At 50.6% G+C, this 14,998-nt stretch carries 11 protein-coding genes and 1 pseudogene; 10 read left to right on the top strand and 2 right to left on the bottom strand.

The features are described 5' to 3' along the window. Positions 1-72: 72 nt before the first annotated feature. The 5 genes and pseudogenes from L6442_RS17565 (at position 73) to L6442_RS17545 (ending at position 5,921) form a co-directional block, all read left to right on the top strand. Positions 73-966, top strand: coding sequence for a LysR family transcriptional regulator (locus L6442_RS17565; RefSeq protein WP_212980659.1), 894 nt, complete (start codon positions 73-75; stop codon positions 964-966). Positions 967-1,778: 812 nt separating this feature from the next. Continuing rightward, positions 1,779-2,033, top strand: a pseudogene (locus tag L6442_RS17560) (transposase); the annotation flags it as partial. A 433-nt stretch (positions 2,034-2,466) separates the two neighbouring features. Next, a complete protein-coding gene (gene lpdA, locus L6442_RS17555; RefSeq protein ID WP_212980660.1) occupies positions 2,467-3,891 on the top strand; it encodes a dihydrolipoyl dehydrogenase in 1,425 nt (474 codons plus the stop codon). 29 nt (positions 3,892-3,920) lie between these two features. After that, complete coding sequence (locus L6442_RS17550; RefSeq protein ID WP_194231510.1) at positions 3,921-4,922, top strand: thiamine pyrophosphate-dependent dehydrogenase E1 component subunit alpha; 1,002 nt, start codon at positions 3,921-3,923, stop codon at positions 4,920-4,922. Positions 4,923-4,934: 12 nt separating this feature from the next. Continuing rightward, positions 4,935-5,921 (top strand): alpha-ketoacid dehydrogenase subunit beta, encoded by a 987-nt coding sequence (locus tag L6442_RS17545; RefSeq protein WP_212980661.1) that lies wholly within the window; start codon positions 4,935-4,937, stop codon positions 5,919-5,921. Positions 5,922-6,573: 652 nt separating this feature from the next. Here the strand turns inward: L6442_RS17545 and L6442_RS17540 are convergent. Then, entirely contained in the window at positions 6,574-6,795 is a 222-nt protein-coding gene (locus L6442_RS17540; RefSeq protein WP_237099961.1) for a hypothetical protein, read from the bottom strand. A 62-nt stretch (positions 6,796-6,857) separates the two neighbouring features. Beyond that, on the bottom strand, positions 6,858-7,805 hold the full coding sequence (locus L6442_RS17535) for an IS110 family RNA-guided transposase (protein WP_237099960.1): 948 nt from the start codon (positions 7,803-7,805) through the stop codon (positions 6,858-6,860). A gap of 815 nt (positions 7,806-8,620) precedes the next feature. On the opposite strand from L6442_RS17535, the gene L6442_RS17530 reads away from it, so the two are divergent. The 5 genes from L6442_RS17530 (at position 8,621) to L6442_RS17510 (ending at position 14,991) form a co-directional block, all read left to right on the top strand. After that, positions 8,621-9,955 (top strand): dihydrolipoamide acetyltransferase family protein, encoded by a 1,335-nt coding sequence (locus tag L6442_RS17530; protein WP_272880267.1) that lies wholly within the window; start codon positions 8,621-8,623, stop codon positions 9,953-9,955. Between the two features lie 20 nt (positions 9,956-9,975). Then, positions 9,976-11,163, top strand: a complete 1,188-nt coding sequence (locus L6442_RS17525; RefSeq protein ID WP_212980977.1) for an acetyl-CoA C-acetyltransferase — start codon at positions 9,976-9,978, stop codon at positions 11,161-11,163. A gap of 17 nt (positions 11,164-11,180) precedes the next feature. Beyond that, a complete protein-coding gene (locus L6442_RS17520) occupies positions 11,181-12,032 on the top strand; it encodes a 3-hydroxybutyryl-CoA dehydrogenase (RefSeq protein ID WP_212980978.1) in 852 nt (283 codons plus the stop codon). Between the two features lie 685 nt (positions 12,033-12,717). Beyond that, the gene (locus tag L6442_RS17515; RefSeq protein ID WP_212981031.1) at positions 12,718-13,830 is read left to right on the top strand and encodes an acyl-CoA dehydrogenase; all 1,113 of its coding nucleotides are present in this window, start codon (positions 12,718-12,720) and stop codon (positions 13,828-13,830) included. 18 nt (positions 13,831-13,848) lie between these two features. Continuing rightward, complete coding sequence (locus L6442_RS17510; protein ID WP_212980979.1) at positions 13,849-14,991, top strand: acyl-CoA dehydrogenase; 1,143 nt, start codon at positions 13,849-13,851, stop codon at positions 14,989-14,991. The last annotated feature ends 7 nt before the right edge of the window (positions 14,992-14,998 follow it).

Below are 14,998 nucleotides of genomic sequence, written 5' to 3'. Positions count from 1 at the left end.
CCAGATATCCAGCCGTATGAACGCCCGGCGATAAGCATCTCTTTCTGACACAGTTTGAAAGGGGACGATATCATGGACATTCGACAGTTGAGCTATTTTCTCGTCATTGCCAAAGAAGAGCAAATTACACGCGCCGCCAAAGCGTTAAATATGGAGCAGCCGCCTTTGAGCCGGCAGCTTAAACTCATGGAGCAGGAGCTCGGCGTCACGCTGTTTGACCGCAACGGCAAGCAGATGAAGCTGACTCCGGCCGGAGAAAGCTTGCAGCGGAGAGCGGAAAGCCTGCTGCATTATTTCAACGAAACGATCAATGAAGTGAAGGATATTGAAAACGGGCTGCAAGGAACATTATCCATCGGCTCCGTTTTTTCCTGTATTTCATTGATTCCGCAAAAAATCGGCGACTTTCGCGAGAAGTATCCGCGCGTCCATTTTAAGATATTGGAGGGCGACCATTACACGCTCGGTGAATATTTGGAAAACCGGAGCATCGAGCTCGTCATTACGCGCCTTCCGTTCGAGTCGAACTACGATCCCGGCAAATATTCGGTTCTGCCGCTGCCTTCGGATCCGTTCGTCGTCGTGATGCCCAGGCAGTGGGAGGCTTACAATGCGCAAACCTCCCTTCCGATGAAGGGGCTTGCAGACATGCCGCTGCTGGCCTTAAAAAGCGATAAGACGATCCGATTGCATGAAAGAATCGTAGACGAGTGCAGGCGCTTCGGGTTCGAGCCGAATACGATCTGTGAATGCTCCAGCGTGGCCATTATTATCGCGCTTGTCGTCGCAGGCATCGGCGCAACGATTTTGCCGAAGTCCGTCATGTCCTCTTTCCCGATATCAGAAATTAGAATGCTCGATCTCCCGGACACTTCTTTTCAATCCGAGGTCGGCATCGTCTGGCTGAAGAACCGCTACCTTTCTAAAAGCGCGCAAGCACTTATCGATACGTTTAGACCGCTCTAGGAGCAGTCTGTAACTGCCTCGAAACTCAGTGATAGCGAACTCCCGTGTGACATATAGGTTTCCTAAGCTCAAACATCTCGCAGGAAACCTATATGTTCACACTCCGTCGCCACAAATCGACCTTCGAGGGCAAACGAAGACTACTGAGACCACTCATAGAGTGGTCTCAGACTGTTATGAAAGCCAATAAACCATCTCTAAGCCAATAAACCATTTCTAACGAAACGAGGTATCGCTATTAGCGCCAAAGACGGCCATTGAAAATTTTAACGAAACAGGGTATCGCTATTAGCGCCAAAAACGGTCACTGAAAATTTTAACGAAACAAGGTATCGCTATTGAGCTAAATAAATCGCCTTTATGGCCGCTTTTATCCAAATAACGATATGTAGTTTCGTTAAAATCGACTTGCTTTTGTTTTTGAAGCAATAGCGATCTGTAGTTTCGTTAGAGATACTGGAGATACGGTAGAATACATAAGATATGATAGAGAGACGAGGGAGATACCGTATAGATCGCCAATATAGGCAAGTATATAAATCATCTCTAACGAAACGAGGTATCGCTATTAGCGCCAAAAACGGTCACTGAAAATTTTAACGAAACAGGGTATCGCTATTGAGCTAAATAATCGCCTTTATGGCTGTTTTTATCCCAAATAACGATATGTAGTTTCGTTAAAATCGACTTGCTTTTATTTTTGAAGCAATAGCGATCTGTAGTTTCGTTAGAGATACTGGAGATACAATAGAGATACGATAGAAATACAATAGAGATACGATAGAGATACGATAGAGATACGATAGAGATACGATAGAGATACGATTATGATTCGAGACGGAAAGCCGGAGGGATTCTTTTATTTGGATCACCGTACGGTTGATCCGAAGTACAATATGATTACAGATGTACATGTTAACCCAGGAAATGTACATGATTCCACGCCGTATTTGTCATGTTTGGATCGCCAACAGGAAAGATTTGGCTTTAAAGTAGAAGTAGTTGTACTTGATTCTGGTTATTCTGGTTATTTAACTTCACCAATCTGTAAAGGCTTGCAGAAACGAAAAGATCGCGATCCGCCTGGATCGCCTCGAAAAACGGGGGGTGACACCCTTTTTTCTTAAATTTATGCACACCTTAAAAATGCGAGAAACCCTGTACCTATAAAAATGGACGGGGTTTCTCGACAATCTGAGACCACTCATACAGTGGTCTTTTTTACATTGTAGAATTAATAAGCTTTTTGGGGTCCCCGCAAAGTATTTGGAATAAGCATCGAAGCATAGGCTCCACTTTGTAGGGTTATTTTGGAGTATAGAGTTCCATGTCCCATCGGCACCGTCCATGCCATTTCCTAATATGCTAATATGCATACCTAAATAGCATGGTTCCGCATATAAAACGGGTATTTTATAAAGTTTTTTTATAGTGATACCATAAAAATGTGACAGCGCTTACAAATTTAAACAACTGAACATAGATGAAAGGAACGTAGCGATGGCAGGGAACGAGTTTGATTTGGTTGTATTAGGCGGGGGGATGGGCGGTTATGTAGCCGCTATTCGCGCGAGTCAATTGGGTATGCGAGTAGCCGTGATTGAAAAAGACAAACTCGGCGGAACTTGCCTTCATCGGGGTTGTATACCGAGCAAAGCGCTGCTTCGTTCGGCGGAGGTGCTCCACACCGTTGCCCAAAGTCATGCATTCGGCGTGAAGGTGAGCGATTTTTCGATTGATTTTACGCGTATGCAGGAACGGAAACAACGCATCGTGGATCAACTGTATAAAGGCGTTCAACATTTGATGAAAAAAGGAAACATCGAGGTGTTCCATGGTGAAGGCCGGATTATGGGACCGTCGATCTTTTCCCCGCTTGCCGGTGCGGTGGCGGTCACTTGTGCGGATGGAGAGTCCGATATTTTGGTGCCGAAGCACCTGCTTATCGCAACGGGTTCGAGGCCCCGCCAGCTTCCCGGGCTGGAAGCGGACGGCATGCACGTGCTGACGAGCGATGAAGCGCTGCAGTTGGAACGGCTGCCCCGCTCGGTACTTGTGATCGGCGGCGGAACGATCGGCATCGAATGGGCTTCCCTTTTGAGCGATTTGGGCGTGGAGGTGCAGATCGTCGAGTTCGCGGAGCGCATACTTCCACTGGAGGATGCCGACATCAGCAAAGAGATGGCGCGCCTCTTCAAAAAACGCAAAATCGCCATTCACACAGGCGCAAAAGTGCTGCCGGATACGCTTCGGAAAGTAGGGGATTTAGTAACGATTCAAGCCGAGCGTGACGGAGGACCGATCGAATTGCAGGCGGAAAAAATACTGGTTGCGGTTGGTCGTGCGGCGAACGTTGAGAACATTGGCCTCGAGAACACGGAGGTAGTCGTTGAACGTGGCACGATTCAGGTGAATGCGCATTTTCAAACGGCTGAAAATCATATTTATGCCATAGGAGACGTGATTGGAGGCTTGCAACTGGCGCATGTGGCGGTTTCTGAGGGTATATCCGCCGTTGAGCATATGTCTGGTCTCGCCCCGCTTCCGGTCGATTATACGCAAGTTCCGAAAGCGACGTATAGCCGACCGGAAATCTCTAGTATCGGTTGGACGGAACAAGCAGCGAAGGAAGCGGGATTTTCCGTGAAAACAGGCACGTTCCCGTTCAAAGCGCTCGGAAAAGCGTTGATTTACGGGGAGAACGATGGCTTTGTGAAGCTTGTCGTCAATGAAGCGACGGACGACCTGCTCGGCGTTCATATGATCGGCCCGCATGTGTCGGATTTAATCGCAGAAGGCGCACTCGCTAAAGTGCTTGATGCAACACCATGGGAAATCGCCCGCACGATCCATCCGCATCCATCGCTCGCGGAAATCGTCTGGGAAGCGGCTCTGGCTGTCGATAAACGAGCCATTCATGTATAGAGGTCAAGAAAATGAAGGAGGGCATTGCGATGGAGAAAGGAATGTTGAACAGGCATCACGCTTTGGGTTTGACGGACCAGCAGGCGCTTGGCATGTACCGGGACATGTTGCTGGCGCGAAAAATCGATGAACGGTCATGGATCCTTAATCGTGCCGGCAAGCTTCCGTTCGTCGTCTCTTGCCAGGGACAGGAGGCGGCCCAAGTCGGTGCGGCCTATGCCATGGATAGAAAGAAAGATTACTTGTGCCCCTATTACCGGGATATGGGTGTAGTTATTCCATTCGGGATGACGGCGCGGGATCTGATGCTTAATGCATTCGCCCGGGCGGAGGATCCAAATAGTGGAGGCAGGCAGATGCCAGGCCATTACGGCGGGAAAAAATATCGGATCCTATCGGGGTCCAGCCCGGTAACGACCCAAGTGCCTCATGCCGTAGGCCTGGCGCTTGCAGGGAGGATGGAAGGCAGGGATCTCGTCGTGTTCACTTCGTTCGGCGAGGGCTCCAGCAATCAGGGCGATTTCCACGAAGGCGCGAACTTCGCCGGGGTTTACAAGCTACCTGTCATCTTCTTTTGTGAAAATAACCGATACGCCATTTCCGTCCCATATGACAAGCAGGTCGCTTGCAAAAGCATTGCCGACCGTGCCGCCTCGTACGGCTTTCCAGGCGTCAGTGTCGACGGGAGCGATCCGCTTGAAGTGTACGCGGCTATGAAAGAGGCGGTAGCCCGGGCGAGAAGAGGCGAGGGACCGACGCTGATCGAAGCGCGCTGCGCCCGCTTTACGCCGCACTCCTCGGATGACGACGATCGCCATTATCGGCCGAAAGGCGAAGTGGAGGAAGAGAAGAAGAAAGATCCCGTTCTTCTTTTTACCCGTTATTTGAGAGAAGCCGGAGTGCTGAACGATTCCATCGAGAACGAAATTCATGATTGGGTCGCGAAGGAAGTGGATGAGGCGACGGAATATGCTGAGAACGCACCGTCTCCGGCGCCGGAATCGACGCTGAAGCACGTTTATGCCGAATAAGGAGGAGAAACGATGGCGGTCATTTCATATATCGATGCGGTAAATTCAGCGCTTCGCGAGGAAATGTCTCGGGATCCGAAGGTGTTCGTGTTGGGCGAGGACGTAGGCTTTAAGGGCGGCGTGTTTAAAGCAACGCAAGGGCTGTATGAACAATTCGGGAAGGAGCGCGTGCTGGATACACCTCTTGCCGAATCGGCGATAGCCGGCGTGGCGATCGGTGCTGCGGCTTACGGATTCCGGCCTGTGGCGGAGATGCAGTTCGCGGATTTCATCATGCCGGCCGTTAACCAGATCGTGAGCGAAGCCGCCAAAATGCGTTATCGTTCGAACGGCGATTGGAACTGCCCGCTGGTCATCCGGGCGCCATACGGGGGCGGCATTCACGGCGCGCTCTATCATTCGCAATCCGTGGAGGCGATGTTTTGCAACGTGCCCGGCTTAAAGGTCGTAGCTCCCTCCACTCCGTATGACGTAAAAGGCTTGTTGAAAGCGGCGATACGCGATGAAGATCCGGTGCTGTTCTTCGAACACAAACGCTGTTACCGCATGATTAAAGGTGAGGTGCCGGAAAGCGATTATGTCGTGCCGATCGGAAAAGCGGATATCAAGCGCGAAGGCAAACATTTGACGGTGATCTCGTACGGGATGACGCTGCATTTTGCTCTGCAGGCGGCGGAACGGTTGCAAGAGGAAGACGGATATAGCGCCCATGTTCTTGATTTGCGTACGCTCTATCCGCTTGATAAGGAATCGATCATAGAAGCGGCGCAAAAGACGGGAAAAGTGCTGATCGTGCACGAGGATAATAAAGAAGGCGGCCTCGGAGGGGAAGTGTCGGCCGTCATAGCGGAGGAGTGCCTGTTCGACCTCGATGCGCCGATCAGGCGCCTAGGCAGTCCCGATGTTCCTGCCATGCCTTATAACGGAGGGATGGAAAAGTTCTTCATGCTGAATCCGGACAAAGTTTACGAAGCGATGAAAGAACTGGCTGAATTTTAAATAGACTGCGTATTCACACAGTGCGTATTCACAAAGTGCGTATTCAAAAAGGCCGGTTTTCAGCACTAAAGCCTATGCTTCCGAAGTGCGTTTTATCAAACCGCTTTAGCCTATGTTTCCGAAGGAACCATACTTCGTAAGCATATACTTGGCCCAGCTGAATTCAAGATTCGATGCCTTGGTTACTTCTTGATTTGCTTCGCGATAGATATAGACTTTCTAAGTCAGCTATATAAGTTGAACTAAAGAAAGGGCTAAGGAATAGGCAAGAGGGTTGAAAATTTATACGAAATCGTGGTGTCCGTTAGAAGCCCACATGACCTCAAGGTCACCACCAACGATGAAAATGTTATGGGTTTTGTCTCAAAACGCAAAAGCACATTTTCGTATAAAAATAATTGAGGTAACTGTCGGGGCTAGGTCTACAAAACAATGAAGTGTACACGTTACAGATGTACTCTATGACGCGATGCTGACGAGCACAACGGACCCATTGCAAAGTTACACAACATTCTAACGGACACAGCAGCCGCTATTGTGTGCAATTTCAACCATTATGATTTTATACGAAAAATAACTTCGCGCATTAAAGTGTGAAAGCGCGCCAAAGCAAAAAAAGGTTTCTGTTTGATTGAACTTCCAAAATATGGGTCTATGTTAGATTCAGCTCATGAATCTCAACTTTATAGCCCATCTGGTTGATTTTACGAATCCAGTACTCAATAGTCTTCTCGCGTTTACCCAAATAGTCTGCACCCAGTTCCTCGTAAGGCACTTTGTCGCGAAGGACGACGTAGATCATGCGTAAGAGTAAATGTGAAACCGCCATAATGGCCTTTTGTTTGCCCATACGTTTGACCAGCCTGTAGTACACCGCAGCGATCCGTGAGTCTTTCTTACGTATCGCTGCCCAACTACATTGGCAGAGAACCGATTTTAGCCCTCTACTTCCTCGTTGGTTCTTTTTTCTTTTTTTTTACCGTTACTTTCATGATTGGCTGGGCATACCCCGGCCCATGAAGAAACGTGCCCATCGGATGGAAATTGAGACATATCTGTACCCAATTCGGCCACGATGCTCGCCGCTGCATCATGGTTGATCCCAGGAATGGTGTCCAGCAATTCCATTTCCAAGTGATGAGGCGTAAGCAGAGAATCGATTTCCGCTTCCAGTTCCACAATCTCCTTCTCGAGATACACAATATGCTCCAGATGTCTTCGGATCATATTACGGTGATGGATGCGTAATCGTCCATTCAACGACTCCATGAGTTTGGGGACCTTACGCTTTAGTGTCGACTTGACCATGTCTCGAACTTGCTTCTCATCGAGCACCTCGCCATTGACAATGGATTCAAGCAACGCTCGACCGGAAACCCCAAAAATGTCGCTCATAAAGGTGGTGAGTTTCAAATTCGCATCTTGCAAGATCTTGTGAACCCGGTTCTTCTCTTGGGTCACATTCTGGAGGAGCTTGCGCCGATAACGAGTCAAGTCACGCAAATCGCGAATGTCTTTATGAGGTACAAAACTCTTCTCGATTAATCCGCTGCGATGCAACCGAGCGATCCATTCCGCATCGTTGTAGTCGGTCTTCCGGCCTGGAACATTCTTGATACGCGTTGGGTTGGCTAAGGTCAACTCACACGTGTCCTCCAAAACGTTCCATATGGGTTTCCAGTACACGCCTGTGCTCTCCATAGCTACATGTGTGCATTCCCGAGCCAGAAGCCACTCTTGCAATTGCAGCAATTCTTTCGTGGTCGTCCCGAATGTTTGAATTTCTTTCGATGGCTTTTTCTCCAGCGGACCGGAGAGCAAGCAGACTACGATGTTATCCTGATGAACATCTAGACCGGCACATCGTTCCAAAATTGCATCCAAGAGGAACAACTCCTTTCGAGGTTTCAAGATTTGTACAGACAGATCATGCAACCTTGTACAAGATGACACTTTATACGCGTACTCGTAGTAACAATCGGCGATTCTCGTGGTTGCAATGGGTCCGATTCTAACACGGAGTGTGTCTCCAAAATATAACCGACCTCTGATCCATCTATCTTAAGTACCTCAAAAAGTGGGCAAGAACGCAAGTCCCATTTTTCATATATGGTGGTGACCGTCAGGCCATGTTTGATTCTAACGGACACAGCTACAGTTATTTAGTGAAAAAGCTCGCTTTTGATGGTGTTTATGGGCAGTTAAGCGCTGTGGTGTCCGTTAGAATGTAAAAACGGCTATTTTTAGCCACTTAGCGGTCGTGGTGTCCGTTAGCATCGTAAGTATTTGCTTTGTGAGCGGCTTTCAAACATGGATGAGCATATAAATCCGGGAGCAACAGCGATCGAAAGAAACTTTTACTCAGATGCCTTCATCCTTGGTAAAATCATTGGTTCAACTTAACTTGTTTACGCTGATGAAATTCTATACCGCAATAAAAACCTACCTATTCATCGCGGTCGCTCATCCTTGAAGTGGCTTCGATAAAGGTTTTCTTAAGATATCAGACAATCATGCCGTTTCGTGGCACCGCTTATGAATGAAAGTATTAACATCAAAGGAATCTGCATCCTGAAATCGCAAGAAAAACTAACTACAGCTAAAGGTGTCTGTCTGCTGTGGTAGTACGTCAGTAGACGTTTTTCTTATCAAAAGCGGATTGTTTGAACTACCTCATAAAGTAAGTAAAGGAGGCAATCATGGCAGAGCCAGTGGTTATGCCCCAACTTGGGGAGAGCGTAACGGAAGGCACCGTTTCCAAGTGGCTGGTTAAGGTTGGGGATCGGGTCAAGAAGTATGACTCGATCTGTGAGGTGACGACGGACAAAGTCGTTGCCGAGGTGCCCTCCGTGGCCGCAGGGACAATTGCGGAGATTGTCGTGCAGGAAGGCGAAACCGTCGCGGTGCAGAGCCTGATTTGCTACATTGCGACGGATGAGGAAGCGGCGCCGGCGGAAACGGCGGCGTCTGGAGCGCCGAAGGAGTCGGTTCCGGCAGCGCAATTGCCGCCGGTTAGGGAAGCAGCCGCTGCAACAGCCCCGGCGGAAACGAAGCAGCGCTTCTCGCCTGCCGTAATGAAGCTGGCCCAGGAGTACGGCATTGACCTTTCCCTGCTCCGAGGCACGGGAGCCGGGGGCCGGATTACCCGACTGGACGTTCTGGAGTTTGTGGAAAACAAGAACAAGGAGCAGAGACCCCCTGTGCCAGAGACAGCGGTTCAAAAGATGAAGCCTCTAGCCGATTCAGCGCCAAGTCCATCGAGTCCACCGAGTCCGTCAGTTCCGTCGGGTCCATCGAGTCCGAAAAACGTCGTTAACCAGCCTAATCAAGTAGAACAGGATGATAAAGTTATTCCGATCACGTCCGTACGTAGAACGATTGCGAACCGGATGGTCCAGAGCAAGCATGACGCGCCGCATGCATGGATGATGGTCTCGTGCGACGTGACGAATCTCGTTCGGTTCCGCAATCAAATCAAGGATGATTTTAAGAAGCAGGAAGGCGTCGCTCTTACGTTTATGCCGTTTTTTATCAAGGCGGTTGTAGAAGCGATCAAGGAGTTTCCGCTCATGAACTCGCAGTGGGCGGGCGACTGCATCATCGTGAAGAAGGCGATTCACGTCTCGATCGCAGTGGCTTCGGAAGACGCCCTATTCGTCCCGGTCATCAAGGACGCCGACCAGAAGAGCATATTAGGATTAGCCAAGGCGGTGGATCATTTAGCCGTCAAAAGCAGAGCAGGCAAGCTGACGATGGAGGATATCTCGGGCGGGACGTTTACGGTCAATAACACCGGTTCCTTCGGGTCCGTCCTCTCTGCGCCGATTATTAACCAGCCGCAAGCCGCCATCCTGAGCTTTGAAACTATCGAAAAACGGCCCGTCGCCCATGGCGACATGTTCGCTATCCGCGATATGATGAATATTTGCCTTTCATTGGATCATCGGGTGCTTGACGGTCTCATTTGCGGCCGTTTCCTGCAAAGCGTGAAGTCAAAAATTGAAAGCTACAGTGGAGATACAAAGCTGTATTAAAAGAAAGGGGGCCTAAGAGGATGTCCAAAAACAAAACGGTTATCGTCAGCGCCGCCAGAACACCTTTCGGGAAATTCGGAGGCTCCTTGAAAGACATGCAGGCCGTTCAGCTCGGCGGCATCGCGATTCGCGAAGCGGTGTCCCGGGCCGGGCTTCAGCCGAGCCAGGTGGACGAAGTCATCATGGGCATGGTTTTGCAGGCGGGCGCCGGTCAAATCCCTTCCCGCCAAGCAGCGCGTCTAGCAGGCTTGCCGTGGGAGGTGCCTACAGAAACGATTAACAAGGTTTGCGCATCCGGGATGCGTGCCGTTACGCTGGCGGATCAGATCATCCGCGCGGGAGATAGCGACATCATCGTAGCAGGAGGGATGGAAAGCATGAGCAACGCCCCCTACGCGATGCCGAACGCCAGATGGGGAGCACGTATGGGTGACACTGCAATGAAGGATCTGATGGTGCACGATGGGCTGACATGCGCGTTCAACAACGTGCATATGGCCGTTCACGGCAGTACGGTTGCAGCGGAATACCACATTCATCGAGCCGACCAAGATGCTTGGGCGCTGAGAAGCCACCAGAGAGCGATCGAAGCGATTGAGGCCGGTAGAATGAAAGACGAGGTTGTCTCCGTTTCGATTCCGCAGCGCAAAGGAGACCCGATCAATGTTGATACGGACGAAGCGCCACGGAAAGATTCCACCATCGAAGCGCTGGCGCAATTGCCCCCCGTATTCGTAAAGGACGGCACTGTGACGGCAGGCAATGCGCCAGGCGTCAACGACGGAGCGGGCGCGCTTGTGCTGATGTCGGAAGAGAAGGCTCGGGAGATAGGCAAACCATGGCTGGCTACGATTATCGGGCATGCGGCCATTGCGATGGAGGCGCCCTATATAGCCGTAGCATCGGGCTTAGCGATCCAGAAACTATTGAAGAAGACGGGGTATGCCTTGCAGGATATCGATTTGTTTGAAGTCAATGAAGCGTTTGCGGCGGTTACGCTGACCAGCGGCAAACTCGTAGGTTGGAATCCTGAAAAGGTAAATGTCAACGGCGGGGCCATTGCCCTTGGCCATCCGATCGGGGCGAGCGGAGCACGCATTTTGATGACTCTCATATACGAGCTGCGCCGGCGTGGCGGAGGACTCGGCATCGCCGCGATTTGCAGCGGGGCTGCGCAAGGCGATGCGATATTGGTCCAGGTTGATTAGGGGAGTGAGAGGGAATTATGTCGATTCATAAGCTTATGGTAATAGGAGCGGGACAAATGGGCAGTGGCATCGCGCAAGCTGCGGCTGCTGCAGGCCTGCAAGTTGTGCTGAACGATACGAAACCGGAATTTGTTGAAAAAGGCTTTCAGACTATACGGAAGAACCTTGCCCGTGATGTGGAAAAAGGCCGCAAAAGTCGGGAAGAGATGGACGCGATTATTTCCTGTATCACACAGTCTACAGACTTGGCGGACGCAGGCGACGTGGATTTTGTCATAGAAGCGATCACCGAGAATATGCAGTTGAAATCGGGCGTTTTCCGCAAGCTGGATGAAATCTGTCCGCCGCACGCCATTTTGGCAAGCAACACGTCTTCGCTGCCGATTACGGAGCTTGCCGCCGTTACGAACCGTCCGGCTAAAGTAATCGGCATGCATTTTATGAATCCGGTGCCGGTCATGAAGCTGATCGAGGTCATCCGTGGCTTGGCAACCGCAGATAGCACGTATGCGATAGTGGATGACCTCTCGAGAAAAATGGGCAAGACCCCGGTTGAAGTGAACGATTTTCCCGGCTTCGTCTCCAATCGTGTTCTCATGCCGATGATCAATGAGGCGATCTATTGCGTGTTCGAGGGAGTCGCCACGCCTGAAGCGGTTGACGAAGTGATGAAGCTGGGAATGAACCATCCGATGGGGCCGTTGACGCTGGCCGATTTTATCGGATTGGATACGTGTTTGTATATCATGCAAGTGCTGCATGAAGGACTGGGCGATTCGAAATACCGGCCATGCCCGCTGCTCCGCAAATACGTCAAAGCGGGCTGGCTCGGGCGTAAATCCGGTCGCGGCTTTTACATCTATGAATAAGTCATAAAGTGCGTGTTCAAAAAGGACGGTTTTCAGCACCAGAGCATTTGCTTCCGATGTGCGTTTTTTCAAAACGCTTCAGTTGGATGAAGCCAGGGACGCAAGGAGCAGAGCTACACGGTTTCGTAGAAAACGACTTCGTAAGCAGCTGCCTGTAGTGGGTACGTGAGCACCTGAAATGTTTCCGGAGGAAACATACTTCGTAAGCATCTGCTTAGGCCCGGCTGAATTCAAGATTCGATGTCGAGCCAGCTTCCCGATTTACTTCGTGTTAGATATAGAATTTTATTCGTTATCTAGCTACGCTGATGAAATTCTATATCGCAAGAAAACCTACCTTTGAATCGCGGCCCTTCATCCTTAATTGGCCTCGATTGGTTTTCTTTAGATATCAGAAAGTATAAACTTCAAAGGGATTTGCATCCTGATATCGCAAGAAAAACTACAGCAAAAGGTGGTCTGTCTGCTGTGACAGTACGTCAATAGACGTTTTTCTTTAGATATCAGAAAGTATAAACTTCAAAGGAATTTGCATCCTGATATCGCAAGAAAAACTACAGCAAAAGGTGGTCTGTCTGCTGTGACAGTACGTCAATAGACGTTTTTCTTATCAAAAGCGGGACTTTTTGAACAACCTCATAAAGGAGGAGCTAACGTGGGTCAGCATCTGAGAGACGAGCAAAGCATGATCCGCCAAATGGTGCGAGATTTCGCCCGGCAAGAGATTGCGCCTTTTATTGAACGGATGGAAGAGCATGACGAATTCCCTTTGGAGATCGTGCGAAAAATGGGCGCGCAAGGTCTGATGGGCATTCCGATCCCGGAGGAATGGGGCGGAGCGGGCAGCGACTTTACTTCATACATTATCGCCATCCATGAAATTTCAAAAGTAAGCGCAGCGGTAGGCGTTGTTTTATCGGTGCATTCCTCCTTAGGAACGAACCCGATTCTTTATTTCGGCAGCGATGAACAGAGGCGGGCATTCATCCCGAAGCTCGCTTCCGGAGAGTATCTGGGAGCATTTGCTCTGACGGAGCCGGGCGCAGGCTCGAATCCTGCAGGCATCCGCACATCAGCCGAGAAGCGCGGCGACCGGTATATTTTGAACGGGTCGAAAATGTTCATCACGAGCGGCGGATACGCCGACGTATACATGACGTTTGCCGTGACGGATCCCAGCCAAGGAACGAAAGGAATATCGGCCTTTATCGTGGAGAAGGGTACCCCCGGCTTAACGATTGGCAAAAAAGAGAAAAAAATGGGCCTGAACGGGTCCAGCACGACGGAATTGATATTCGAGAATGCCGAAGTGCCTGCAGAACATTTGTTGGGCCGCGAAGGGGAAGGGCTCATGATTGCCATGGGCAATCTCGATGCGGGACGAATCGGCATCGCCGCCCAGGCGCTGGGAATCGCGGAGGCCGCTCTAGAAAGCTCGGTCAGCTATGCGAAAATGCGCCATCAATTCGGCAAGCCGATTGCGGACAATCAGGCGATTGCATTCAAGATAGCGGACATGGCCACGCAGATCGAAGCAGCGAGATTGCTCGTCTACCAAGCCGCCGATTTAAGATCGCGCGGGCTCAAATGCTCCAAAGAAGCGTCTATGGCGAAGCGCTTTAGTACGGATACCGCAATGGAGGCGGCTATTGAGGCGGTTCAGATCCATGGAGGCTACGGATATTCACGGGAATACCCGGTCGAGAGGCTGTTCCGTGATGCGAAAGCGACGCAGATCTATGAGGGAACAAACGAAATTCAAAGAATCGTGATTTCGAAGCATGTTCTCGGCGAGTAAGAAGGGGGATTGTAAAACATGCATTTTCAATTATCGGAAGAACATCAAATGATGCAAAACATGCTGAAGGAATTTGCCGAGAACGAATGCGGCCCTTCGGCTGCGCAGCGCGACGAAGACGAGTCCTTTGATATGGGCATTTGGCATAAAATGACCGAGCTCGGCATTTGCGGCATCCCTTGGCCGGAGAAATACGGCGGCGCGGGAGCGGACTACTTGAGCTATGTGATCGCAGTGGAAGAGCTGTCCCGCGTGGATGCGTCCATCGGGGTCACGCTGTCCGCCCATACGTCATTGGCCGGATGGCCGGTGTATAAGTTCGGCACGGAGGAACAAAAACAGAAATATTTGCGTGCGATGGCCACCGGAAAAAGTATGGGCGCATACTGCTTAACCGAGCCGGGCTCCGGGTCCGATGCCGCCGGCATGAAGACGACGGCGGCGCTGGAAGGCGACGAATGGGTGCTGAGCGGTTCCAAAATTTTTATTACGAACGGCGGTTATGCCGACATTTTTATCGTGTTCGCTCAGACGAATCCGGAACTCCTGCACAAAGGGATCGCCGCTTTTATCGTAGAAAAAAGCTTCCCGGGATTCTCCGTGGGGAAGAAGGAGAAGAAGCTGGGCATCCGTTCGTCCTCGACGACGGAAGTCATTTTCGACGGTTGCCGCGTACCGAAGGAGAATCTGCTCGGTAAGGTCGGCGAAGGGTTCAAAATCGCCATGATGACGCTCGATGGCGGCCGAAACGGGATTGCGGCGCAGGCGCTCGGCATCGCGCAAGGGGCATTGGATCACGCGACCGCATATGCGAAGCAGCGCGTGCAGTTCGGCAAGCCGATCAGCAAGCTGCAGGCGATCCAATTCAAGCTGGCGGATATGGCGACGAAAATCGAAGCTGCGCGATTGCTGACATATCAGGCTGCGTGGCGCGAGGACCAGGGCGTATCCTACGGCTTACAATCGGCCATGTCGAAACTGTTCGCCAGCGATATTGCGATGGAGGTGACGGTTGAAGCGGTTCAAGTGTTTGGAGGCTACGGATACACGCGCGAATATCCGGTGGAGCGTTTTATGCGGGATGCGAAAATTACGCAAATCTACGAAGGCACGAATGAGATTCAACGTCTGGTCATATCCGGATATTTACTTAAGGATTAGGGGGAAT

It is taken from the genome of Paenibacillus azoreducens (genome assembly GCF_021654775.1).
Classification (GTDB): Bacteria; Bacillota; Bacilli; order Paenibacillales; family Paenibacillaceae; genus Paenibacillus_AQ; species Paenibacillus_AQ azoreducens.
The sequence above is the reverse complement of the archived record's forward strand: the minus strand, read 5'-3'. Positions and strand labels throughout refer to the sequence as shown.

Excerpts from the sequence above, each read along its gene's own strand:
- L6442_RS17565 (WP_212980659.1), top strand. The coding sequence starts at position 73 with ATGGACATTCGACAGTTGAGCTATTTTCTCGTCATTGCCAAAGAAGAG.
- lpdA (WP_212980660.1), top strand. The coding sequence starts at position 2,467 with ATGGCAGGGAACGAGTTTGATTTGGTTGTATTAGGCGGGGGGATGGGC.
- L6442_RS17550 (WP_194231510.1), top strand. The coding sequence starts at position 3,921 with ATGGAGAAAGGAATGTTGAACAGGCATCACGCTTTGGGTTTGACGGAC.
- L6442_RS17545 (WP_212980661.1), top strand. The coding sequence starts at position 4,935 with ATGGCGGTCATTTCATATATCGATGCGGTAAATTCAGCGCTTCGCGAG.
- L6442_RS17530 (WP_272880267.1), top strand. The coding sequence starts at position 8,621 with ATGGCAGAGCCAGTGGTTATGCCCCAACTTGGGGAGAGCGTAACGGAA.
- L6442_RS17525 (WP_212980977.1), top strand. The coding sequence starts at position 9,976 with ATGTCCAAAAACAAAACGGTTATCGTCAGCGCCGCCAGAACACCTTTC.
- L6442_RS17520 (WP_212980978.1), top strand. The coding sequence starts at position 11,181 with ATGTCGATTCATAAGCTTATGGTAATAGGAGCGGGACAAATGGGCAGT.
- L6442_RS17515 (WP_212981031.1), top strand. The coding sequence starts at position 12,718 with ATGATCCGCCAAATGGTGCGAGATTTCGCCCGGCAAGAGATTGCGCCT.
- L6442_RS17510 (WP_212980979.1), top strand. The coding sequence starts at position 13,849 with ATGCATTTTCAATTATCGGAAGAACATCAAATGATGCAAAACATGCTG.